The following is a 23,815-nucleotide window of genomic DNA, read 5'->3' on the forward strand; positions in this document are numbered from 1 at the left end:
TATGGTGTTTGTCAGGAGCATGCTTATTTCTGGCCATAATCATGCACAATACGCTGACGGCCCCTGTCCGGGCAGTCTGAGTAAAGTACCGGGAGGCATGCATGGACGAAGAGACATCGCTGTTGTCGCGCTCGACACCCGTGTCACATCAGGTGACGCATGGCTCGGTTGTTGCCGCGGATAGTGCCATGGAAGGCCGTCGTCAGCATGTGGAGACTCGGCTGGCCGACACGCTCATGCCATTGGTCAAGGAGGAAGGGTTTTCGGCGACTGCTGTTGAAGGGGTCAAGTTGATTGCTTCCCGATGCAGCTATCCGCGAACTCCCCTGATCTATGAACCGGGAATCTTCGTCATGGCGCAGGGGGACAAGATCGGCTATCTGGGGGACAGAGTCATCCACTATGGACCCGGCAATTATCTGGTTCAGGCGATGCCGCTACCCTTCGAGTGCGAGACGCTGGCGACACCCGACGCGCCCCTGTTGGGGCTGTCCATTGCCGTGGACCCACTCACCCTGAGCGAGCTGGTACACCTGGTTCCCGAGTCGACCAGTCTGGGCCAGGCGGCCCCTGAACCCATGGCATCGGTTGTTCTCGATGCTCCCATGGCGGAGGTGGTTCAGCGGCTTGCGAGTTGTCTGCACGACGATGCCGCCTGTCGTGCGCTGGGGGCCGGCAGGGTGAGGGAAGTCCTCTACGCCGTGCTGATGGGGCCGCAGGGTGAATCGCTGCGCCAACTGGTCCAGAGGCAGGGCCACTACGCACGCATTGCCGAGTCACTGGGCTATCTTCATCGGCATCTTGCTGATGCCTTGACGGTGGAAATGCTGGCGGAACGTGCCAGCATGAGCCCCTCGCACTTTCATCATCACTTCAAGCGCACTACCCAGTTGTCACCGGTGCAGTATATCAAGCGGCTACGCCTGCTGAGGGCAAGGGTGCTGCTCGGCCAGCAGCGAATCAATGTCGCCAGAGCGGCAGCAGAAGTCGGCTACCGCAGCACCTCTCAGTTCAGTCGCGAATACAAACGCTATTTCGGTGTGAGTCCCTCACTGGAACATTGATTCGAGAAACCGGGACTCTCAGGGGCCGAGGTGTGCGGCCGTCGACAACAGCCCTGCTATTAACATGGCAATCAAATAGCTCATCCTGATCGATTTGATTGTCGTCCGCACCCCACTGGTGCAGATGCGTGGATCTGCTGGTGTGGTGCGGTCTCGCGTCGGCCTGATGGCCGGCGGCGGCACGTCCCTGTGCCGCCATTAACCCAACATGAAAGCATGCCGGGTTAATACCATGAACGTGCAGATCCAATCGGGCATGGAGTTGACAATGAGTGATGCAGACATCCGGGTCGAGGCCTTCTTCCGCGAGGCCACCCAGTGGCGTGAAGAATTGGCGATGTTGCGCAGCATTCTGCTGGAGAGCTCGCTGGAGGAGGACTTCAAATGGTATTCCCCGTGCTACACCCATGATGGGGGCAACCTCGTGGCCATCTGGGGGTTGAAGGACAGTTGTGCGCTGGCGTTCTTCAAGGGGGTGTTGCTCGAGGATCCCGAGGCAATTCTGGTAGCGCCCGGTGAGAATTCACGTTCGATGCGCCTGATCCGGTTCACCAGTATCGACGAGATCACCCAGCGTCGCTCCATTGTGCTGGATTATGTCCAGCGGGCCATCGAGGCGGAGCGCTCTGGCCTGAAGGTGGAGTTCCGTAACGATGATCTGGACTATCCGGAGGAGCTGCTGGCGCGCTTCGAGGTCGATCCCCGGCTGCAGGAGGCCTTCGAGGCATTGACGCCAGGCCGTCGGCGCGGCTATATCCTGCATTTTTCCAATGCGAAGCAGTCTGCGACCCGAGTGGCGAGAATCGAGAAGTGTGCGGTGAGGATTGTCGAAGGCAAGGGGCTACATGATCGCTGAGGCTTGATGACAATGCAGCATAGCTCGCGACCCACAAGGATGTGGGAAGTGCGTTTGTTCGTCTGGAACGAACATAGCTAGCTCGTAGCTCAAAAGAAAAGCGCCCCGGGAGGGGCGCTTCTGTCATCGGCTCGGGCCGCGAGGGCCTTTCGATGTTGCGAGCATCGGAGTCGAAATCAGGTGGCTTATGCAACCAGATTCAGGTGCAGCCTGATTCAGGCTTCCTGAGCCACCGGAATCACGTTCGAGGCAGTCTTCTGATACTGCTCGATCTCGTGGAAGTTCATGTAGCGATAGATTTCGCCAGCCATGGCATCGAATTCTCCCATGTAACGACGATACTCGTCTACTGTCGGCAGACGACCTTCCACTGCAGCAACGGCGGCCAGCTCTGCCGAGGCGAGGTAGACGTCGGCCCCGTCGCCGAGACGGTTGGGGAAGTTACGTGTGGAGGTGGAGACCACGGTGCTCTTCGCTGCAACACGGGCCTGGTTACCCATGCACAGTGAGCAGCCGGGCATTTCCATGCGTGCTCCAGCACGGCCATAGATCCCGTAGTAGCCTTCCTCGGTCAGCTGGTGCTGATCCATGCGTGTTGGCGGCGCCAGCCACAGGCGAGTCTTGAGACTGCCGGCGGGGATCTTCTCGAGCAACTTACCAGCGGCACGGAAGTGACCGATGTTGGTCATGCAGGAGCCGATGAACACCTCGTCGATGGTCTCGCCGGCCACTTCGGACAGCAGGCGGGCATCGTCAGGGTCATTGGGGGCGCAGAGCACTGGCTCCTTGACTTCGTTGAGGTCGATCTCGATGACTTCCGCATACTCGGCATCGGCATCGGCACGCATCAGCGACGGGTTGGCCAGCCACTCTTCCATGGCGAGGATGCGGCGCTCGATGGTGCGCTTGTCGCCGTAGCCGTTGGCAATCATCCACTTCAGCAGCGTGATGTTGGACTTGAGGTACTCGCTCACCGACTCCTCGGAGAGGGTGATGGTACAACCGGCCGCGGAGCGCTCGGCGCTGGCGTCGGACAGTTCGAACGCCTGCTCGGCGGTCAGATCCTCAAGGCCCTCGATTTCGAGAATACGACCGGAGAAGGCGTTCTTCTTGCCGGACTTCTCGACGGTCAGCAGGCCCTGCTGGATGGCGTAGTAGGGGATGGCGTGTACCAGGTCACGCAGAGTGACACCCGGCTGACGCTTGCCCTTGAAGCGAACCAGGATGGACTCAGGCATGTCCAGCGGCATGACGCCGGTAGCTGCAGCGAAGGCCACCAGGCCGGATCCGGCCGGGAAGGAAATGCCCATCGGGAAACGGGTGTGAGAGTCACCACCGGTACCCACGGTGTCCGGCAGCAACATGCGGTTCAACCAGGAGTGGATGATACCGTCGCCCGGGCGCAGGGAAACACCGCCGCGGTTCATGATGAAGTCGGGCAGGGTGTGGTGGGTTTCCACGTCAACCGGCTTGGGATAGGCGCTGGTGTGGCAGAAGGATTGCATGACCAGGTCGGCCTGGAAGCCGAGGCAGGCGAGGTCCTTGAGCTCGTCACGGGTCATCGGACCGGTCGTGTCCTGGGAACCGACGGTGGTCATCTTCGGCTCGCAGTACATGTTCGGGCGCACGCCTTCCATGCCACAGGCCTTGCCGACCATCTTCTGTGCCAGGGTAAAGCCCTTGCCAGTGTCCTTCGGCTGTTCCGGCTTGCGGAACACGTCGGACGCCTCCAGGTTCAGTGCCTCGCGCGCCTTTTCGGTCAGGCCGCGACCGATGATCAGCGGAATACGACCGCCAGCACGGACTTCGTCGAGAATGACCTGAGTCTTGAGTTCGAAGGTGGAGATCACTTCGTCAGTGTCGTGACGGCAGACCTTGCCTTCATAGGGGTAGACGTCGATGACGTCGCCCATGTCCATCTTGTCGACATCCATCTCGACGGGCAGGGCGCCGGCGTCTTCCATGGTGTTGAAGAAGATCGGCGCGATCTTGCTGCCGAAGCAGAAGCCACCGGCACGCTTGTTGGGGACATTGGGAATGTCGTCGCCGAAGTACCACAGCACCGAGTTGGTGGCGGACTTGCGCGAGGAGCCAGTACCGACCACGTCGCCCACGTAGGCGACCGGGAAGCCCTTGGCCTTGACCGCTTCGATTTGGGCCAGCGGACCTTTGGTGCCGGGGACTTCCGGCTCGATGCCTTCGCGCTCGTTCTTGAGCATGGCGTTGGCATGCAGCGGGATGTCGGGACGTGACCAGGCATCAGGTGCCGGCGACAGGTCGTCGGTGTTGGTCTCACCGGGGACCTTGAAGACGGCCAGGGTGATCTTGTCGGCGAGGGCAGGCTTTGCCAGGAACCACTCTGCGTCGGCCCAGGACTGAACGACGTCTTTTGCCACTTCGTTACCGGCCTTGGCACGCTCGGCAACATCGTGAAAGGCATCGAACATCAGCAGGGTGTGCTTGAGCTGCTCACCCGCTTCTTTGGCCAGTTCGGAGTCGTCGAGCAATTCGACCAATGTGGCGATGTTGTAGCCGCCCTGCATGGTGCCCAGCAGTTTAACAGCGTGGATCTTGTCGATCAGTGGGGACTGCGCCTCGCCCTTGGTAATGGCGGTGAGGAAGCCGGCCTTGACGTAGGCCGCCTCATCGACACCCGGCGGCACACGATTGGTCAGCAGGTCCAGAATGGCTTCTTCCTCGCCAGCCGGTGGCGCCTTGAGCAGTTCAATCAGCTCGGCGGTCTGCTCGGCATTCAGGGGCTTGGGGGGGACGCCTTCCTGGGCACGCTCTTCGACATGTTGGCGATAGGCTTCAAGCACGTGGTGGCCCTCATTGGTTATTGGTGGTCACGGGTGCGGCGCTGCAGAGATGAGTCGTCGGCCGCCGCGACAGTCACCGGTGTCAACGGTGGCGAAATTCTAAACTAGATTGTAGACAATGTTAAGCAAGGGGGAGTTAAGCCATGCTGAAAGACCGATGAAAGGCATCTTTTAATCGGCTTGTGATCTACATCAAGAGTGGTAGGGGTGCCTCTCACTCTGGTAGCAGGTACCATGGCTGCGTTACTGCATTCGGGAGAGGACGATGTCGCAACGCATCGTATCGCCGTGTGTCGGCCTGTGTTCCACAACCGTGGGAGACAGTGTCTGCCGCGGCTGTCAGCGCCATGATGTCGAGATACTTGACTGGATGACAATGTCGGCGGACGAGCGTGAAAGGCGAATACGGGAGCTCGATGCAATACGCGTCGAGGTGGCCGCGGCCTTTGTTCGTGTCGTCGATGAGCAGTGTCTGGAGGAGCAATTGAGGCGACATCGCATCCGCTTTCGTGACACTCAGCCGTCGCTGTCGCGTGTGGTGGAGTTGTTGCGAGTCGGGCGTGATCGCATTCATGACCTCTCGCGTTACGGCATTGCGCTGCACGCGTCCGCACCTGACGATCCGAAGGATCTCTATGTGGCCCTGAGCCGAGCTCTGGCGGAAGCTGCCCTGAAGCGACGCCACCATGACTCGGCCTCGGATGGCTCCGCTCGATTCGAAAAAGTTCTTGTGTAAGGAAGATGGTGCGCTATGACCGCCAGGCAAGATGTCGGTACCGATGTACTGGTGCCAGCCGAGTTGCTCGACTTCCTGCCCTGCGCCACTCCGGCGGCCTGGGTGGATTGGGCACTCGACAATGAGGAGTTGCTGCTGATCGATCACGCGCAGTGCGAGAAGAAGGCAGCCTCTACAGCGATGAGTTTGATGTATCGCTATGTTGACAAGTATGAGCTACTGATACGTATGTCGCAGCTGGCGCGTGAGGAAATTCTGCATTTCGAGCAGGTGGTGAAGATCATGCGCTCTCGGGGAATCGAGTATCGTCATCTGAGTGCCTCGCGATACGCCGATGGGCTGCGCCAGCTGGTGCGTGCGGAAGACCCGGAGCGACTGGTTGATATTCTGATCGTGGGGGCTTTGATCGAAGCCCGCAGCTGTGAGCGCTTCGCTTGTCTGATCCCGCATCTCGATGATGAGCTGGCGAAGTTCTATCGTGGACTGGTCAAGTCGGAGGGGCGCCATTTTGAAGACTATCTGATGCTGGCGCGTCAGATAGCGGACAACAATATCGATGCGCGTATCGAGGAGTTCCGGTCGCGCGAGAAGGAATTGGTAACTCAGGCGGATGTTGCCTTTCGTTTTCACAGTGGTGTGCCGGCCTGATAGCCAGCTCACCGCCATGCAGGGACATCATCATGAGGGACGCCCAACAGGAAGCTTCCCAGATAACAGATCAGGATTACCTGACACTCTTCGGACAGTTTTCCCTGACACTAGGGGAAGATGTCGTTCTTCAGTTCAGCTACGACAAGGTCAAGGCATTGCTGGTACATCTGTTGCTGCATCAGCAGCCGGTGAATCGCGCGAGTCTGGCCGAGTTGCTGTGGCCCGATCAGGGGGTGTCGTCCGGGCGCACCAATCTGCGTCATGCACTGCATTGCCTGCGTCAGTCGCTGGGTGACGAAGCCGATCGTGTGCTGAGCGTATCGCGACAGACCATCGCCTTCCAGCTTCCCGACGACTGGGGGTTCGATCTCGATGACCTGAAGACGCTGCTGGAAGGTTCACCTGATATCGATAATCTCGAGCGCGTCCTGCGCTGCTATCGTGGTGACCTGGTCGAGGAGCTGCAACTGCCATCCTGTCCGGACTTCCAACGATTGCTGCTCAAGGCTCGCAACGAATGGCGACAGAAGGTCATTCGCTTCGCCGAAGAGGTGCTCAGTCAGCAGGGCAGTGTGCCAGACGACCTGTTGCATGAGTTGGTCAACCGCTTTTCGGGCTATGGCCCCTTCCATGAACGTCTGGTCAGACAACTGGCCGAGCATGGTCAGACGGCGGCGGCTCATGAGCAGTACAATGGTTTTCTGCAGATGCTGGCACTTTCCGGCCAGCAGCCGGAGCCCGGTTTTCTGCAACTGGCTGCCCACTGGTCCGATTTGCCGCAGACCGACGTGGACTCTCACTCCCCACGGGGAGCCTTCTCTCGTGCCCTGGCAGTGGATAGCGCACCGCTAGGCGAAGAGGAGGTGGAGAGCCGTCAATTGTCGGTGATGGCGATACGTCTGCGGCTCAATGCCGATCTCGGCAGTCGCGCGGAAACCCGAGCCTGTCTCTCGCTGCAGATCGAACTGATGCGGTGGCTCGAGAAGCAGTGCCACCATCTTGGAGGCTTCTGGCTGCCTGGCGCTACCGGGGGGCTGGGGCTGGCCTGTTTCGGCACCCATGGGCCGGCACACCAGCTGGCGGAACTGGTTGCGCTCTATGAGCATTGTCGTCGTCAGTTGGTGGATGAAGCTCGATGCCACTGGAATGGCGAGGGGGATTTGCCGGGCATTGAATTGGCAGCAGGCCTCAACAGTGGTCAGGTGGTCTATCTGCCATCGCGTCAGTTGGTCGATCCGCTCGGCCAGGTGACCCAGGGGGCACTCGAGCTGATGAGCGCCGCCGAAGGCAGCGAGTTGGTGATTTCCCGCCAGGCCAGCCAGCATATGCCTCCGGCATTTGATTTGCAGCCACGTCTGTATTCGCGGTTGGTGGCCAGCGATGGGCGTATCCGTCTGCGGGCTCTGGTGTTGGGCGAGAACGAGGGTGGGCGCGAAGCGACTCCTCCCAGCCTGATCGGTCGCGAGGGAGCGTTGCGGACCCTGCGTGATGCCCTTGCCCGGGCCGGTATCGGTCTGCGTCAGAGCGTACTGGTTCGTGGCCCTTCCGGGTTGGGTAAGTCGGCCCTGCTGGTAGGCTTCCGTCACCTTGAGCAGAGCCGTGAAACGGCGATCTGTTGGCAGCCCAATACCCGCATGTCGGCGCAGGAGCCGTATGGCGTCGCACGCCAGTTGCTGCAGTGGCACCTGCAACAGGAGGTCACTCACGAGTCGCTGAGTATGCTGGTCGACCGAGTCGGCCTCAGCCCACTCGGTGAAGAGTCCTGGCAGTGGCTCGAGGAGGCCATGGGCATCGCGGGTGCCCGTGAGATATCAGCGTTGGCACAGAGCAGCGAAGCATTGGAGCTGATCATCAGTCTTGTGCATCGGCTGGTCGATGAAGTGGCCGTCAAGTGCCCGCTGGTGCTGATGATCGATGATCTGCAGTGGGTCGATGAGCCTTCCCTGAAGGTCCTTGCCGGCCTGCAGGCGCGACTGCCGATCAACAGTCCTTTCCTGCTGGTTGCCAGTCATCACGGGCGCGAAGCCCTGCCGACCCGGCTGCACTGGGACCAGCAGATCACCCTGGGGCGACTGGATGCCATGCAGTCGTCACGGCTGCTGTCGGAGTTGGCGCGGCGCTATCGTCTGCATCTCTCACCGCGACTGCGCGGACAGATCATAGAGCGCTGTGATGGTGTTCCGTTGTACCTTCAGGAAATCTGCCGGCGCCTGGACATGGATCGCCGTGAAGGTCGCGCGGTACATTTCGAGGAATTGCCCCATGGCCTGTTGGGTCTGCTCAGCAGCCGTATCGACCAACTCGATGGCGACCGTGATGTCGCTCATATCGCTGCGGTACTCGGGCGATTGTTCCGCTTCGATTTCCTCGCCGAGTGCAGTGGCTGGGAGCCTGATCGCTTAGGCCACGCGCTGGAAGCCATGCGCCGCCTGGAGATCATCGAGCCGGCAGAAGGCGAGGGCAGGAGTCGTGAATATCAGTTCACCCATCAGTTGCTGCATGAAGCAGCCTACCTGTCCTGTCCGCGTGACGTGCGCATCGACATCCACAGCAAGGTGGTGCATCTGATCGAGGAGCAGCACCCGGCCTGGATCAGTCGACATCCCGGCGATTTTGCCATGCACCTGCGACGCAGTGGTCATTACGCCCGTGGCGCGCGCTACTTTGAACTGGCAGCGCGGGAAGCGCTCAAGGTCAGCGCCAATCGCACGGCCCTGAAGATGGCCGACTTCGGCCTTGCTGCCCTGCGCCAGGTGGAAGACCACCACGATCGTGAAATCAGCCTGCTTACCGTACGCGGTCAGGCAGCCTTTGCCCTTGAGGGGCACGGGTCGCCGTTGGCGCATGAGAGCTTCGTGCGTGCTCAGGAACTGTTGCAGGTCTGTGATGCCCAGTTGGCGGATGAGGAAGATCTTGAGCAGGCGTTCCTGGTCAAGTGGGGGTTGTGGGTCGGATGCAGCCAACGCCATGCCCATGCCGATGCCTTCATGCTTGCCTCGCGGTTGGGTGACCTGGCGATGCGGCTCGACGATTCTCGCTATCAGCGCCTCGCCGATTATGCCGGTGCCAGTTGTGAATACTGGGCTGGCCGGATACCCCAGGCCTACGACCACCTCGAGGAGCTTGACCCGCTCAACAACGCCATGATGATCGAATGGTTGCCGTTCTCGGATCATCCTCAGGTGGCCGCCGTTTGTTTCCATGGTTGGGCGTTGTGCCTGCGTGGCGACTATCAGCGGGCCGAGAAGCAGATGGAAGCGGCTATTCGCCTTGCCGAGCAGATCAATCATCCCGGTAGTCTGGCGATGGCGCTGATGTATGCCGCCGCTCTCTATCGACAGTTGGGGCATGTCCATGAAGCGGCGAATCGTGCCCAGCGTACCTTCGACCTGACGGGATCCTCGCACCTGCATCTGTGGCAGGTGTCATCGCGAGCGGTGCTTGGCTGGCAGCAGGCACTTGCCGGGAATCGAGAAGGGTTGGCACAGCTCGATGTTGCGCGGGACGAGTTGGCCGAGATCACCGGTGGTGATCCCTATCAGAGGCCCAACCTGTGGTATGTCGACGCCTGCGTCGCGCTGGGAGAGCTGGAGCGTGCCGAGGACTACCTGGATCAATGTCTGCTGCTGGCCCGGGAGCGCAATAGTCTGTTCGTGCCGGAGTTGTCGATGCGCCTCGCCGACGTTCGTCATCAGTTGGGGCGCGGTATCGACACGGTGCGCAGTCTGGCCACTCAGGCACGGGAGGAAGCCTGTAATGACGGCAACATCCACCAGCAGCTATGCGCCCTGGAGTTGTGGTTGACGCAGGTCGATCCTGACGACAGTGAGGCCCGCGAGCAGTTCCGTCAGTTGCAGGCCCGGGTATCGCTCAGTGATGCTCCGGTGCTGGTACGCTGGCGTAATCTGCTTGATCGTCGGGTCTCGCAGGCTTCCAGTGTCTGAGCTCGGGCTCGGGCTCGGGCTCGGGAACCTGGCAACGTGAGCAACGTGAACGTAAGGGGCCGAGGAACTGGAGCCCGCTCAGGTAAGCTGCTCCAGTTCCTCTATGCGTTGCAGGGCCTCGCTGCGTGAGCTGCCACACAGATCGGCATCGAAGTTGAAGGCCAGGCACACCCGAGGTCTGCGGGGATCGCCAAACAGGCGGCACAGGTTGTTGTCATCGAGCTGTACGCAGCGCGTACCGGCGGGCTTGCCCTGGGGCATGCCCGGTATCGGTGAGCTGATCGATGGTGCAATGCAACAGGCTCCGCAGCCTGCACGGCAACCGGAGTGTGGTGTGTCTGTCATGCGTCCCCGGCCAGTTCCTCGGGCGTTGCAGAGTGGCTGGCCCCCTTGTCGATTCCCTCATAGGCATAGAGCTGCGTTGCCACACCTGTGGCGCGAGTAATCTCGTGGGTCAACCAGATGGCGATGTTTTCCACTGTGGTGGCGGTGGCCAGCACACGGCAACGTTCGCGGGGCAGTGTCAGTACGAATTGCCCCTGGGCTGAGCGATAACTCGTTGTCAGTGTCTGCTGACGGGCCTGATCGGCAAGGATGTCCTCGGCGCTTACCAGATAGGTATTGTCCAGCCAACTGGCGTAGTGGCTCTCGAGATGCGGCTGACGTTCGCCATGCTGATGGATCTCCAGTCGCGAGCGATGACCATGGGCGATGCGCTGGCAATTGCCGCCATGGTGCTTGAGTCCATGGCTGTAGCTGTAGCTCGCGCCGTCGATGATCTCCTCACGCAGGCGCAGCACAATACGTTCCACCTGTTCGGGGAAGCGGCGACCGAGGCTCTGGGACAGATGCTCGGCCAGGTTGTCCGTGTCAATGCGCTCGCAGGGCAGCAGTGTGAAGGCCTGGCGAGGGCCACGCACTTCCATGGCGTAGGGAGTGCGTGTGCGGATGCGCATGCCTTCCGGACAATCACTGATATCGATGCCGGGTGCCTTGGCCGGTATCAACAGGGTGTGATCGGCGCCCCCGTCGATACGCGACTTGATCCAGGGTTTGACCTCGCCGAAATCGAACAACATCCCGTGCTCGCCGAGCTCTCCGAACAGTTCGGCATCAAGATGCCAACTGGCACCGACCAGGCCTCTTTCCGGACACCAGAGTGACACATCGAGGTGGGTCAGTTGGTTGACGAACAACGGCATTATGCAATCCCCGCGATCTTGTGGGTCTGTAGCGAGAAGCGCCACAATGGATGCGTCATGCAGTAATCCAGGGTGGCCTGAAGCGGATTGTCGTGCCGCGGCTGGGAGGAAGGGGCCATATGGCTGACGTCCATGGGTTGCAGCAGGAAGTGGTCAAAATCGAGGTCGGCAAAGTGCTCTGGTGAGACTCCCTGTTGTGGGTAGACCAGTTTGAGCTCATGGCCGCTTGTCTGGGTCAGCGGAGTGTTGCCCTTGGGACTGACACAGATCCAGTCGATGCCGGCTGGTGCGGTCAGGGTTCCATTGGTTTCCACGGCGACCTCGAAGCCGCGCTGATGCATGGCCTCGATCAGTGCCTCGTCGAGTTGCAGCAGGGGTTCTCCCCCCGTAAAGACCACATAGGGTGTGGCTCCCTGAGCACCCGCGGCGAAGGGCCACAGCCCTGCGATATGTTCCGCCAGACCGGCAGCATTCGCAAAGCGTCCACCACCTTCGCCATCGGTACCGACGAAGTCGGTATCGCAGAAGCGGCACTGTGCCCGCTCCCGGTCCTGCTCACGACCGGACCATAGATTGCAGCCGCTGAAGCGGCAGAACACACTGGCACGCCCCGCCTGCATGCCTTCGCCCTGCAGGGTATAGAAGGCTTCCTTTATGCTATACATGCTGGGTATCCGCACTGGTGTCTGCATAGGCCAGCGGGTCTGTCACTCCATGGGCAGCAAAGGCAGCCAGCCTTTCGCGGCAACTGCCGCAGCGACCGCAGGCCAGTTCCCGCCCTTCATAACAGGTCCAGGTCTCGCCATAGTCGAGCCCCATGGCCAGACCATCGGCCAGAATCTCGCTCTTGCTGGCGCGCAGATAGGGTGCGTGTATCTCCACCGGTGAGAAGTTGGCGATGGCGGCGACGTCATTCATCGCTTCGACGAAGGCCGGGCGGCAATCGGGGTAGAGCACGTGATCGCCACCATGGGCACCATAGGCCACCCGTGATGCCCCGACATTGACCGCCTTGGCGATCGCCAGGGACAGCAGGATCATGTTGCGATTGGGGACTACGGTGGCGGTAAGGTTGTCCTCGGCGTAGTCGCCATCCGGCATCGCGCGGGATGCATCGGTCAGCGCAGAATTGTCGATCAGGCCATGAATGGCGGTGATATCGACGACCTGGTGCTCGATGCCGAGGCGGTTGCAGACGTCACGCGCGACATCGAGCTCGCGAGAGTGGCGCTGGCCATAGTGAAAGGACAGCGCGTGCACATTGGGCGTTTCGCGCAGCACACGATGGAGAACGGTGTAGGAGTCCATGCCGCCGGAATAGACGACGACGGTGGCAGGATTGGAATCGATCATGAGGGGTACTCGAAATCGGAGAATTTGGGGGTCGTGGCGCTTCTTGTGCAAGGTTTCCTGCATAAGGCGCTGGTGACCTGCCGGGGTCCGGTCCGGCTGCGCAAGGGTACCGAATCGGCGCGTAGCTGGCTAGAGGAGATGATCGAGATTGGGCTGAGCTGGATCAATGCCGTCGGCGTGGCGTTGTGGCAGATTGCCGGGCTGCCCTGATGTCATGACTGGTATCTCTACATGCAAGCTCCGGAACTGCTGTCGCCCGCCGGCACCTTCAAGAACATGACCTATGCCTTCGCCTATGGGGCTGATGCGGTCTATGCCGGACAGCCTCGCTACTCGCTGCGGGTGCGCAATAATGACTTCGGCATCGATAACCTGCATCGTGGCATCGCCTATGCGCACCAACGTGGCAAACAGTTCTACGTGGCGTCGAACATTGCGCCTCACAACAGCAAGCTCAAGACCTATCTGCGCGATATGGAGCCGGTCATCGAGGCTGGCCCCGATGCCCTGATCATGTCCGACCCGGGACTGATCATGATGGTCCGCGAACGCTGGCCGGAACAGGTCATCCACCTCTCGGTGCAAGCTAATGTGGTCAATTACGCGGCAGCACGTTTCTGGCAGCAGCAGGGCATCAAACGCATCATCCTGTCGCGGGAGTTGTCGCTGGAAGAGATTGCCGAAATCCGCCAGCAGTGCCCGGAACTCGAGATCGAGACCTTTGTTCATGGCGCTCTGTGTATCGCCTACTCGGGACGCTGCCTGCTGTCCGGGTATTTCAATCATCGTGATCCCAATCAGGGAACCTGCACCAACGCCTGTCGCTGGCAATACGATGTTCATGCCGCGAAGACCGACGCCAGTGGCGACTTGATTGCCTCATCGAGTGCTACGGTCAGCGGTGACTGGTCGCCCGGTGAAGGTGCCGGGACTGCCGGTGGCAGGGAAGGGCAGCAGTCGCTGGCGGCGTTGATCGAGGATCGCTCGCGACCGGGAGAGCTGATGCCGGTGCACGAGGATGAGCATGGCACCTACATCATGAACTCCCGAGACCTGCGTGCCGTACAGCATGTGCCACGTCTTGCAGCCATGGGGGTCAGCTCATTGAAGATCGAGGGGCGTACCAAGTCCCACTACTACGTGGCACGCACCGCTCAGGTCTATCGTCGGGCAATCGATGACGTCATGGCCGGGCGCGATTTCGATATGGGGCTGATGGATGAGTTGGAGAACCTGGCCAACCGCGGATACACGGAAGGCTTCTATCGTCGCCATGTTCACGATGAATACCAGAACTACGAGCGTGGTCACTCCATTGGAATACACCAGCAGTTCGTCGGTGAGGTGACTGATCTGGACAGTGCGCGGGGGCTGCTGGAGATCGAGGTGCGCAACCGTTTCGCCGTGGGTGATGGCGTCGAGCTGATGACACCTGCCGGTAACCGGCGTTTTACCATCAAGCAGCTGGAGAATCGCCATGGTGAGTCGATTCAGGTGGCCCCGGGATCTGGTCACGTGGTGCGACTGGCCCTTGATGAAGAGTTCCTGAACAACGAAACCATGGATGCCGAGATGATGCGGTTCGCCCTGCTGATGCGCGACCTGGGCTAAAGGCTTGAGGGGCCGGGAAGGCCGACTCCCTTTACTTTGCGCCTGTGAAACCTGATCATCCAGCTGGTTGCTGATCAATACGGTCGTTGACCAGCATTCACCCGGTGCTCCATCGGGACTCGTCATTCACGTCAGGTCAGGAGATTGCATGACGACCGTCGAACACAGCGCGATTCTGCCCGCCTCACCAGAGCAGGTGTTTGATCTGCTCGAGAGGGTCGAGGATTTCGCCGACTACTCGGATCTGATTACTGCCATCGAAGCCCAGGGGAATGAGCATTATCGGTGGTACGTGCATGCCATTGGTGTCGACTGGACGTTCGACGTCAAGGTCACGGAGAAGACCAGACCGAGGGTGCTGGCGTGGGAGTCGGTGGACGGTGTCAGTAATCAGGGGCGTTATGAGCTGGAAGCGGTGCCCGAAGGCACCAGGGTCAAGCTCACGCTCGAGTACGAGATTCGCAACCGCCTTGTTGCCAGCGCCGTCAAGCGCGCTGCCCAGCCTCTGGTCGGCAAGGTCAGCAGTCAGATCCTGCGTCGGGTCGAAGACCGGCTTGAGGGGAAATATTAGCGATGAGCTGTAAGCTATAAGCTGTAAGTTAAAAGAAAACCCCAGAGATTCGATGATTGCCCAGCAATTGTAGGCAGTTCAACCTTGGGGTTTCGTCTATTCGCGATTGGCCCAGCATGTTGCTTACCGCTTACCGCTTCTCAAGCCTTCCTCAATGACACATCAAGGTGATCGACGACCTCGGCCCAGTCGGCGTCTTCCTGCACGGCTTCTCGTAGAAACTCGGCCTGGCCCTCGTTCCAGCAAGGGGCGTTGGGGAGTTCCATATCGGCAGGCAGTGGCGAGTGACGCTCGATGAAGCGTTTGATCGAGGCAGCATCGGACGCGAGTCCGAGCTGCTCGAAGAGCTCACTGAAGGCGTGGTCGTGATGTTCCATTCTGGTCTCCTCGGGTCCGGTCCTCCAACCGAGCATATACCGCAATCAAGAATCCTGCCCGAACAGCGCTTCGATAATCAGCCTCGCTCTCCGACCAGGCTGGCACGGAAGCGTTGCAGGCGATCGGCGTATTCCAATGGTTGAGCTACCAGATGCAGCAGCTTGGTCCAGGCGGCCTCCGGTGTCATATCGTCACCGGACATCACGCCAGCATCGTTGAGCAGTTGTCCTGCAGCATAGTGGCCGATCTTGATGGTGCCGTAGGGGCACTGACTGATAGCCACCACTAGTTTGCCCTGGCCGACTGCTCGGCCGAGTACCGCGGCCAGTTCGATGTCTTCCGGGATGTTGCCGCCACCCCAGACTTCAATCAGGGCAGCTGCTACCTGCGGATCGTCGAGCCACTGCGCCACCCGGTGGGCGTTGATACCTGGCCATAGCGCGATGCGCACCACTCTCTCCTCGAGGCCAGTGTAATCCGGCAGCTCGAAACGTGGAGCACCGCGTTGGCGGGACTCGAGTCCGCGGCTTTCGAACAGCACGACATCATCCCCCTTGCGTTCGCCGAGAAGGGCGAAATTGGGGCTGGTGAAGGCCTGGCGATCCGTGGTGTGCCACTTTCGTGCCCTGCTGCCACGCAATAGCTGCCCATCCATGCATAGCACCACTTCCTGCAGGGTTGGCATGGCGGCGAAGCGCATCGCCGTCTCGATGTTGTAGAGGGCATCGCTGTCGGTAGCTTCGAGAGGTTGCATGGAGCCGGTGATGATGACCGGGCGATCAACTCCCTGGAGCTGGAAGGCGAGGCTGGATGCCGTCCAGGCCATGGTGTCCGTGCCGTGCAGTACCAGGATACCGGCGTAGTCGCGATGGCAGGCGGCAATCTCGCCAGCGAGATGTGACCAGTCTTCAGGGCGAGCGCTGCTGGAGTCGATCAACTGGTCTGTCTGGCGCCATTCGAACGGTCGCAACAGCGCCTGCCGCTGGGGTGGCAGCGTCGCCAGGGCCCACCGTACCCGTGCCTCCATGTCATCACCTGGCGCGAGTCCGTTGTCGGTCTCGACCATGCCGATGGTGCCACCGGTATACAGGATCAGCAGAGGTGCTTCGTCGGTCATGAGCATGAGGTGATTCGGTCCATCAGCGTTGAGATTGCGGGTTGCAGGTATCGATTGCCGCGCCGAGCCTTACCGGCGCGGCGCTTTCAGAGTGGTTAGACTGCCGTCTTCAGCGAAGGCCAGTTGGCGAGATCGACCGGCAAACCAGGCGCAGACCGCTGCGACGGCGGCAATGGCCATCAGCAGCCAGGTCACGGCGGCGATGCCGACCTGCATTTCCAGCATGATGCCAACGCCGAGCGGGCCCAGTGAGGCCAGTGCATAACCGCCGCCCTGGGCAAGCCCGGACAGACGGCCCGCCAGTCGAGAGTCCGAGGTGCGCAGTACGATCAAGGTCAGCGCCAGGCTGAAGCTGCCGCCCTGGCCCAGCCCGAGCAGAGTGACGCCCAGCCACTTGAGGCTGGTATCACCCATCAGCAACAGCCACAGGCCTGCCACCGAGCAACCCAGTACCAGCAGCAGGGCGGGACGCTGGTCGCGGCCGAGACGAGCCAACCAGGGCGCGCCCAATGCCGAGATCAATTGAATCAACACCGACAGGCCCATCAACCAACCGGCCTCGGCCTCGCCATAACCGCGATTGACCAGCAGCGTCGGCAGCCAGCCGAAGACGATATAGGCCAGCGATGACTGTGAGCCCATCAGCAGGGTGACCTGCCAGGCGAGTGGTTTGCGCAGCAGGCCGACAGTCGCACCGGTGCCGGTCTGGCCAGGCTGGTGCTTGAGCGGAGGAGTGCGTGGCATGGCCACTTCCCAGGCGATCAATGCAGCAAACGCCAGCAGAGACCAGGCGGCGAGGCTGTGACTCCAGTCGCCCAGCCACTCGGCGAGTGGAATCGACAACGCGGCTCCCAGGGCTCCACCGAGGCACAGCGCCATGGTGTAGACGCCGGTCATGATGTCCGCGCCATGAGGCAGCTCCCGCTTGACCAGTGCCGGTAGCAGGGAGCCAGCTACGCCGATACCGGCGCCAACCAGCAGAGTGCCGATGAACAGGGCGGCGGGGGCGGGCCACCAGCGCACCAGCAGGCCGGTGGCGATGATCACCAGGGCGATGCTCAGCGCACGTTCCGGTCCATACTGACGTGACAGGCGCGGGGCCATGGGAGCGAACACACCCAGACACAGCACTGGTAGGGTGGTCAAGGCACCGATGGCCAGTGGCGTGAGACTGGTGTCCTGTTGAATGCGATGCAGCAGCGGGGCCAGTGAGGATAGTGCCGGTCTCAGATTGAGGCCGACGAGTATCATCAACAGCAGGAAGCGCCAGGGGAGCTTCGAGAACGCCTGTTTCGAGAACGTCATGATTGTCATCTACCGGGACAGGCCGGTGCTTGGCACCTGGCCTGCCCTTTCATTGCGGTGCGGGTGATTAGTTGAGGTGTTGGCGGAGGTCGCCCCGTGCCTGGTCCGAGAAGGTCAGGAACTGCACTTGACGGTCGCCGTCCACACGATCGACGCGTACGGCTGTGGCCATGCCTTTATCAACCAGTAGCTGGTCGTAGATCTCGAGGGTCACCTTTTCTGCCGGTGTCTTGCCCGGCTCGAGCTGTCCATTGGCCAGACGGAAGGTTTCCAGCAGTGTGGCGCGAACTCGAGTGGAGCCGCCTTCGGAGAGCACTCGGCGCACGAACAGCCAGCCTTCGCAGGCGAGTGCAGCGTCGTCATGGCTGCGCAAATACAGGGTGCGATAGAAAGCGCCTTCCTCCGCTCCCTTCTCGGCCATGGAGCGGTAGGCTTCGGTCATGCGCGTTGCCGAGACGCGAGCCTCGTCAAGCTTGCGGCGGGCAGCGCGGTGCTCTGTGTCCAGTTGCGCCTGACGCTGAAAGGCACGCCAGCGACGATATTCGTTGATCATCTCTTGAGAAGCCATGCTGCTGTCCTCATCGATATGGAGTAATGATTCCCGGCGGTGGCACTTCCCTGTGCCTCGTTCGATCCGGTATTTCGTTCTATCGGATCAAGTCATGCCTGTTGGCTCAGGTTACGCCTGGCGTGAACTCGAACCGCTGCGACGCCGGCGACGACGAGGAGCAGTGGCATCGCTGTTGCCGCCGTTGCCCCGATTGCTGTCGTTGGCACGGTTGCCGCGGTTATCACTGTTGCCCCGGTTTTCACTCTTGCGAGAGGCACCATCTGCAGCGCGACCACCTTGGGAGCGGCCGCCACCACCTTGTGAACGCGCACCGCCCTGGGAACGCCCACGCCCACCGCCACCACGGCCTCGGCCATTTTCGATGGGCTCGGGGCGCGCATTCGGGTCAGGCTCAAAGCCGGGCTCGATGCGTTTGTCCAGGTCACGCTTGATCAGTCGCTCGATATTCTTGAGCAGGCCATGTTCGTCGACGCAGACCAGTGATACCGCCTGGCCTTCCTTGCCGGCACGGCCGGTACGACCAATGCGGTGGACGTAATCCTCGGCAACGTTGGGCAGCTCGAAGTTGACCACGTGAGGCAGTTGATCGATGTCCAGCCCGCGCGCGGCGATATCGGTGGCCACCAGAACCTGCAGTTGCCCGGATTTGAAGGCGTCCAGCGCCCGGGTACGTGCCGATTGGCTCTTGTTGCCATGAATTGCCATGGCCGGAATGTCATGCTTGCCGAGGTGCTCGGCGAGACGGTTGGCGCCATGCTTGGTGCGGGTGAACACCAGCACCTGGTACCACTGCTGCGAGCTGATCAGGTGCGACAGCAGTTCGCGCTTGCGTTCGCGATCGACGCGATACACCGCTTGGTCGACCTTCTCGGCGGTGGTGTTGCGGCGCGCCACTTCCACCTTCGCGGGGTTGTCGAGCAGGCCTTCGGCAAGCTTCTGGATATCGTTGGAGAAGGTTGCCGAGAACAGCAGGTTCTGGCGTTTCTCCGGCAGCAACTTGAGAACGCGACGAATGTCATGGATGAAGCCCATGTCGAGCATTCGATCGGCTTCATCGAGCACCAGAATCTCGATGCGGCTGAGGTCGACGTGGCGCTGCTGATGCAGATCGAGCAGGCGTCCAGGGGTGGCAACGAGAATGTCGAGGCCGGGGCGCAGGGCATCGACCTGCGGCTGCTGGCCCACACCGCCGAAGATGACATGGCTGGTAAGGGCAAGGTGTTGGCCGTACTCGCGTACGCTCTCGCCGACCTGGGCGGCAAGCTCGCGAGTGGGTGTCAGTACCAGGGCGCGAACCTGGCGAGCACGCGGGCGCTGGCCGCCGCTCAGGCGTTGCAGCATGGGAAGAGTAAAGCCCGCCGTCTTGCCAGTACCGGTCTGGGCACTGGCCAGCAGATCGCGTCCTTCAAGGACGAGGGGAATCGCCTGGCGCTGGATGGGGGTGGGGGTTTGGTAACCTTGTGCCTCGATGGCACTAAGCAATTCGGCACGCAGGCCGAGATCGGAAAAACTCATGCAAGCTCCAGCTCGCACGCACTCGCTAGACGTCATGGAGTGACGTCGGTCCCGGGCAAGGCGTGAGGAAAGATCGATGACCGCTGCGGCTGGGGGACCCCCGAAAATCCGCAGCGTGCATGATGACAGATTTGCGTGCTCGGCGCAGCACGGGAAAACGTCAGTAAAGGTGGAACCAGCTCCCGGCAGACAATCGCACTTCCCACGTCCATGTGGGTCGGCTACTCGTGTTCCCGACACGAACACGCACTTCCCACGTCCATGTGGGTCGGTTATGTCTTGCCTCGGCAAACCGGTTCCGCCCAGTGCGGTGTGTCGATCATGTGGTGTATCGATCGAGTGGTGTATCGATCACCGCACTGCGGTGCGGAAGCCGTCCGCGATATCGTCGGCCACCTGGTCCCAACTGCGCCCCAGTGCCCGAACCAGCGCGGGGTAGCCGTCGGCATCCAGAACGACAGCCGCCTGGAAGGGGGCGTGGCGCCGCACACTGCCATCACCATTGCGCAGTAACCACTGGCCCGAGGCAACCGCAGAGCCGTCGTTACGTCCCTGGAACTGATCCACGGTGAGTTCAAGGGTCAGGGCATCGCGACGGCTGTTACCCTGGCTGAGTAGCACCTGACTGTCAGGCAGACGACGAGCCAGGCGGTCGCGCATGCCGCGTTCGAGCTGCTGGCGGAGTGGTGCGGCCCACAGATTGGTGGTGGCCTCGTTGAGAGTGATGTCATCCAACTGAAGGATGATCCCTTCCTTGTCGAGGTGGCTAGCCAGCTGTGGCTGAGCAATCAGCAGGGTACTGTCGCCGGCAGCCGGAAGAGCTGCGTCGGCGCTCCCGGCATCGGCCGGCAGCACATAGCGAGTGGTTTCGACACCGCTGCTGGCACACCCTGCCAGCAACAGGACGGCGACCGCCAGGCCTGCCCGGAAGGCAGGCCTGATGACAGAGCGAGGTTTCCTTACAGGCCTCATGGCGTGCTCCTTGCTTCAGGGGCGCGCGGAATCGGATCCGCGCCGTCAATGCTCTCGAACAGCAGCGAACGCGGATCATTGCTGATCTTCTGCGCCGCCGGCTGCAGGTCGCGAACCAGGGTCTCGACCTCATCCAGCGTCCGAGTCAGGTCCTGATAGGCGGCCGAGTTCGGGCCCAGGCCTTCCAGAGTATGGCGCAGCTCCTCCAGGGTCTGGTTGAGATTCTGCGGCAATCCACGGGTCTCGGGGTTGTCCAGCAGAGTGTTCATGCTTTCCACCAACTGGCGGGCCTGTTCCAGCATGCCCTCGGCGACCTGCAGGTTGCGATCAAGCCCTGTCAGGATGGGTTCAACCTCAAGTTTGTTGAGCTTGTCCAGAAGTGCGGTGATCTGGTTCTGGATCTGTGCCAGCCCTGAGGATGCCGTCGGGAACACCGGACGGTCGGCGAAGATCTCGGGGTTGTATTCGCCTTCCAGCTCAGAGTCAATCTTCAGGTCAACGAACAGTGCGCCGGTGAGCAGGCTGCCGCTCTTGAGGTTAGCGCGAAGTCCTTCGTCGAACAGCCGATCGAAGCGATCACGCCACTCCCGCAGATCGAGGGCATTGGCATCCAGACCAAGCCGCTGTGGCTCGATTCGGATCAACACCGGAATGGCGAGTTTTTCTCTGGTGTCGGCCTGAGGCGTACCGAAATTCCAGGGCACTGCGGCCACGGTGCCCAGGCGTACCCCACGGAATTCCACAGGAGCGCCACGGCTGAGGCCGCGGACGGTGTCCTCGATCATCAGCACGTATTCGAGATAACGGTTGAAGGTCCCCTGGCGCGCGGACTCTTCGTCGGCATACAGCTCGAAGGTGGCATTCTCCTCGGCCTCGGCACCGGCAGGTATATCTTCCGGAACGCCGAAGGTCACGCCGCCACCGAGCAGGGCATTGATAGACTCGACCTTGACGCGAAAACCTTCCGAGCCGAGCTGGATATCCACGCCGCTGGCGGTCCAGAAGCGGGTGTTCTCGGTGACCAGGCTGTCGTAGGGGCTTTCGATAAACACCTTGTGGTGCATGGTCTGTGTATCGACATCGAAGTTGGCTTCCTCGACACGGCCAACATTGACTCCCTGGAAGGTCACCGTATCGCCGACTCCCAGAGAGTTGCCGATCTGGCTGATCAGGTTGAGACGCAGACCTTCGGCGCCCGGCGGGGCAACAGGGGGTTGGTCATTGACTGCAAAATCCCGCTCTTCGATTTCACTCTGGCCCGGTTCCAGCTGGATATAGGCGCCGGAAAGCACCGTGCCCAGACCGCTGATACCTTCTCGATCGATGCGCGGCTTGACCACCCAGAAGTGGCTGTCTTCGACCAGCATCGGTGTGGCTTCGGGCTCCATGCGCGCACTGATCTCGACTTCGCTGAGATCATCGCTCAGGCGCACCTCATTGACCCGTCCTACCTCGACGTTGCGCGTCTTGATCAGGGTCTTTCCGGCCTCGATGCCTTCGGCGCTGGGTAGGTGCAGGGTAATCTCGGGACCACGGCTGGAATAGTTGTCATAGACCAGCCAGGCACCGATCACCAGTGCCACGAAGGGCACGATCCAGACCGGTGAAACCCGTTTCTGGGGCGAGGGCGAGGCTCGATGAGTATCTTCCTGAGACGGAGGCTGAGGAGATGATTCGCCTTCACTCATGGTGTGCTTCCTTGTTCATCAACGGGGGCAACGGTGTCGTCGCGTTGCGGTGATCGGGACTCGCTGCCATCCCACAGGATGCGTGGGTCAAAACTCATGGCGGCCAACATGGTGACCACTACGACTCCGGCGAAGGGCAGGGCAGCGGCGCCTGGTGTTACTGACATCAGGGCCCCGGCATGAATCAGGGCACTGAGAATGGCGACCACGAATACATCGACCATCGACCATCGTCCGATCAGCTCGGTGAGACGATATAGTCTGGTGCGGGTCAATGCGCGCATGTCTGCTGCCCGAGGCGCGACCAGGCACAACCAGACCAGTGCCAGTATCTTGCCGATCGGCACGATGACGCTGGCGACGAAGATGATGATGGCCACCGGCCAACTGCCGTGACTGGCCAGATAGATGACCCCACCAATGATGGTATTGGGGCTCTCGCTGCCCAGTGTTGTGGTGTACATGATCGGATAGATGTTGGCGGGGATATACAACACGGCCGCCGTGGCAAGTAGTGCCCAGCAACGTTGAACACTGGCAGGCCGCCTGGTATGCAGTCGTTCGCCACAGCGTTCGCAGATTCCCTTGCCATTGGCATTGAGTCGACCGATGAGGCCGCACACCGAACAGCCGGTAAGATTCTGGGGAGCAGCGGTCTCGCCGGTACGGGTGCCTTCCGGTGCCAGAGGTTCGCCACTCAGGGAAAACCATAGCCAGTCGGTATCCAGTGACAGGGTAGTGGCGAGCAGCAGCAGGGCATAGGCAATGAAGGCCCAGAAGCCGATGCCGATGGTGATGTCGGCAAGTCCAGCGATCTTGATCAGACTGACCATGGTGCCGACGATGAAGACGTCGGCCATCAGCCAGGGCGCAATATGGGATAGCGAGCGGGCGATGCCGTGGCTCCAGGGCAGACGTCGGGGCAGCATCAGGCTGCATTGCAGCCAGACCACGGCCACCAGATACAGCGCTGGCAACACGAACACCGCCAACATGACGACCAGTGCGACAACGGGCTGGCCATAGACCACCAGTTCGGTCGCCGACTGGGTGACTTCGATCTCGTTGCCGATGCCCCGGGTACTGAAGCTGATGAAAGGGAACAGCAGAGCGAGTAGCAATGCGATCAGAGCCCCCAGTGCCAGACTCATACTACGCTGGGCAGGGTAGGAGTGGCGTTTGACTAAAGGGTGGCCACAACGCACGCAATCTGCCTGCTCACGAGGTTTGAGCGGTGGCAGAGCCATGACCCAATCGCACTCATGACAGGCACGCAGGCGCCTGCGGGTGGTGAGCTGAGTCTCCGGCGCAGGGTGATGCGTTATCTGGGGTTTTCTGAGCCGGTCAAGACGACCGCTGACCTTGCTGGGCACTTTGGGAACGATCCTCCAAGGCTCTGATTCGACGAAGGGAAGTTTGGCACGTTGACGCAGGCGACACCATAGATAACCATGCAGCCAGT

The 23,815-nt window shown here is 61.0% G+C and carries 22 protein-coding genes; 8 read left to right on the forward strand and 14 right to left on the reverse strand.

What is annotated here, in order from left to right; genetic code table 11:
• The first annotated feature begins 101 nt into the window (after positions 1-101).
• Positions 102-1,064, forward strand: coding sequence for an AraC family transcriptional regulator (locus BUE38_RS03105; protein WP_234986745.1), 963 nt, complete (start codon positions 102-104; stop codon positions 1,062-1,064).
• Here BUE38_RS03105 and BUE38_RS22310 read toward each other — a convergent pair.
• Complete coding sequence (locus BUE38_RS22310) at positions 1,012-1,263, reverse strand: hypothetical protein (RefSeq protein ID WP_143166171.1); 252 nt, start codon at positions 1,261-1,263, stop codon at positions 1,012-1,014. The genes BUE38_RS03105 and BUE38_RS22310 overlap by 53 nt on opposite strands.
• Positions 1,264-1,332: 69 nt before the next feature.
• Here BUE38_RS22310 and BUE38_RS03110 point away from each other — a divergent pair, with 69 nt between their 5' ends.
• Positions 1,333-1,920: a YdeI/OmpD-associated family protein gene (locus BUE38_RS03110; RefSeq protein WP_073433527.1), complete on the forward strand. Its 588-nt coding sequence runs from the start codon at positions 1,333-1,335 to the stop codon at positions 1,918-1,920.
• Between the two features lie 215 nt (positions 1,921-2,135).
• On the opposite strand, the gene acnB is transcribed toward BUE38_RS03110, so the two are convergent.
• Positions 2,136-4,739 carry a bifunctional aconitate hydratase 2/2-methylisocitrate dehydratase gene (gene acnB, locus BUE38_RS03115; RefSeq protein ID WP_073433528.1) on the reverse strand — a complete coding sequence of 868 codons (2,604 nt, stop codon included), beginning with the start codon at positions 4,737-4,739 and terminating at the stop codon, positions 2,136-2,138.
• A 265-nt stretch (positions 4,740-5,004) separates the two neighbouring features.
• Here acnB and BUE38_RS03120 point away from each other — a divergent pair, with 265 nt between their 5' ends.
• From BUE38_RS03120 to BUE38_RS03130, 3 genes are read left to right on the forward strand one after another with little or no spacing between them, the layout of a single operon-like run.
• On the forward strand, positions 5,005-5,475 hold the full coding sequence (locus BUE38_RS03120) for a DUF1289 domain-containing protein (protein ID WP_073433529.1): 471 nt from the start codon (positions 5,005-5,007) through the stop codon (positions 5,473-5,475).
• Positions 5,476-5,490: 15 nt separating this feature from the next.
• A complete protein-coding gene (gene miaE, locus BUE38_RS03125; protein WP_073433530.1) occupies positions 5,491-6,123 on the forward strand; it encodes a MiaE family protein in 633 nt (210 codons plus the stop codon).
• 32 nt (positions 6,124-6,155) lie between these two features.
• Positions 6,156-10,070 (forward strand): ATP-binding protein, encoded by a 3,915-nt coding sequence (locus BUE38_RS03130; protein ID WP_073433531.1) that lies wholly within the window; start codon positions 6,156-6,158, stop codon positions 10,068-10,070.
• A 78-nt stretch (positions 10,071-10,148) separates the two neighbouring features.
• Here the strand turns inward: BUE38_RS03130 and BUE38_RS03135 are convergent, their stop codons facing one another.
• Genes BUE38_RS03135 through queC form a run of 4 tightly spaced genes read right to left on the reverse strand, consistent with a single transcriptional unit; the run spans position 10,149 to position 12,625 of the window.
• On the reverse strand, positions 10,149-10,415 hold the full coding sequence (locus BUE38_RS03135) for a YkgJ family cysteine cluster protein (protein ID WP_073433532.1): 267 nt from the start codon (positions 10,413-10,415) through the stop codon (positions 10,149-10,151).
• A complete protein-coding gene (locus tag BUE38_RS03140; protein WP_073433533.1) occupies positions 10,412-11,272 on the reverse strand; it encodes a 6-carboxytetrahydropterin synthase in 861 nt (286 codons plus the stop codon). Before BUE38_RS03140 ends, BUE38_RS03135 begins: the two co-directional genes overlap by 4 nt.
• Entirely contained in the window at positions 11,272-11,937 is a 666-nt protein-coding gene (gene queE / locus BUE38_RS03145; protein WP_073433534.1) for a 7-carboxy-7-deazaguanine synthase, read from the reverse strand. Before queE ends, BUE38_RS03140 begins: the two co-directional genes overlap by 1 nt.
• A complete protein-coding gene (gene queC, locus BUE38_RS03150) occupies positions 11,930-12,625 on the reverse strand; it encodes a 7-cyano-7-deazaguanine synthase QueC (RefSeq protein ID WP_073433535.1) in 696 nt (231 codons plus the stop codon). The genes queE and queC overlap by 8 nt, the downstream gene beginning before the upstream one ends.
• A 33-nt stretch (positions 12,626-12,658) precedes the next feature.
• Between queC and BUE38_RS22845 the strand changes: the two genes are divergently transcribed.
• The 3 genes from BUE38_RS22845 to BUE38_RS03160 all read left to right on the forward strand — a co-directional run bounded on the left by BUE38_RS22845 (position 12,659) and on the right by BUE38_RS03160 (position 14,807).
• Complete coding sequence (locus BUE38_RS22845) at positions 12,659-12,835, forward strand: hypothetical protein (RefSeq protein WP_159438842.1); 177 nt, start codon at positions 12,659-12,661, stop codon at positions 12,833-12,835.
• 21 nt (positions 12,836-12,856) lie between these two features.
• A complete protein-coding gene (gene trhP, locus BUE38_RS03155; RefSeq protein WP_073433536.1) occupies positions 12,857-14,236 on the forward strand; it encodes a prephenate-dependent tRNA uridine(34) hydroxylase TrhP in 1,380 nt (459 codons plus the stop codon).
• Between the two features lie 148 nt (positions 14,237-14,384).
• Positions 14,385-14,807 carry an SRPBCC family protein gene (locus BUE38_RS03160; protein WP_073433537.1) on the forward strand — a complete coding sequence of 141 codons (423 nt, stop codon included), beginning with the start codon at positions 14,385-14,387 and terminating at the stop codon, positions 14,805-14,807.
• Between the two features lie 140 nt (positions 14,808-14,947).
• Here the strand turns inward: BUE38_RS03160 and BUE38_RS03165 are convergent, their stop codons facing one another.
• From BUE38_RS03165 to BUE38_RS03200, 8 genes are all read right to left on the reverse strand, one after another.
• Entirely contained in the window at positions 14,948-15,184 is a 237-nt protein-coding gene (locus tag BUE38_RS03165) for a DUF2789 domain-containing protein (RefSeq protein ID WP_073433538.1), read from the reverse strand.
• Positions 15,185-15,261: 77 nt separating this feature from the next.
• Positions 15,262-16,308, reverse strand: coding sequence for an asparaginase (locus tag BUE38_RS03170; protein WP_307725388.1), 1,047 nt, complete (start codon positions 16,306-16,308; stop codon positions 15,262-15,264).
• Between the two features lie 63 nt (positions 16,309-16,371).
• A complete protein-coding gene (locus tag BUE38_RS03175) occupies positions 16,372-17,607 on the reverse strand; it encodes a CynX/NimT family MFS transporter (protein ID WP_073433779.1) in 1,236 nt (411 codons plus the stop codon).
• Positions 17,608-17,674: 67 nt separating this feature from the next.
• Positions 17,675-18,175, reverse strand: a complete 501-nt coding sequence (locus tag BUE38_RS03180) for a hypothetical protein (protein ID WP_073433539.1) — start codon at positions 18,173-18,175, stop codon at positions 17,675-17,677.
• Between the two features lie 111 nt (positions 18,176-18,286).
• A complete protein-coding gene (locus BUE38_RS03185; RefSeq protein ID WP_073433540.1) occupies positions 18,287-19,693 on the reverse strand; it encodes a DEAD/DEAH box helicase in 1,407 nt (468 codons plus the stop codon).
• A 351-nt stretch (positions 19,694-20,044) separates the two neighbouring features.
• On the reverse strand, positions 20,045-20,665 hold the full coding sequence (locus BUE38_RS03190) for a PqiC family protein (protein WP_073433541.1): 621 nt from the start codon (positions 20,663-20,665) through the stop codon (positions 20,045-20,047).
• Entirely contained in the window at positions 20,662-22,353 is a 1,692-nt protein-coding gene (pqiB, locus tag BUE38_RS03195; protein ID WP_073433542.1) for an intermembrane transport protein PqiB, read from the reverse strand. Before pqiB ends, BUE38_RS03190 begins: the two co-directional genes overlap by 4 nt.
• A complete protein-coding gene (locus BUE38_RS03200; RefSeq protein ID WP_073433780.1) occupies positions 22,350-23,678 on the reverse strand; it encodes a PqiA/YebS family transporter subunit in 1,329 nt (442 codons plus the stop codon). Before BUE38_RS03200 ends, pqiB begins: the two co-directional genes overlap by 4 nt.
• Between the last annotated feature and the right edge of the window lie 137 nt (positions 23,679-23,815).

The organism is Halomonas cupida (assembly GCF_900142755.1).
Taxonomy (GTDB): domain Bacteria; phylum Pseudomonadota; class Gammaproteobacteria; order Pseudomonadales; family Halomonadaceae; genus Halomonas; species Halomonas cupida.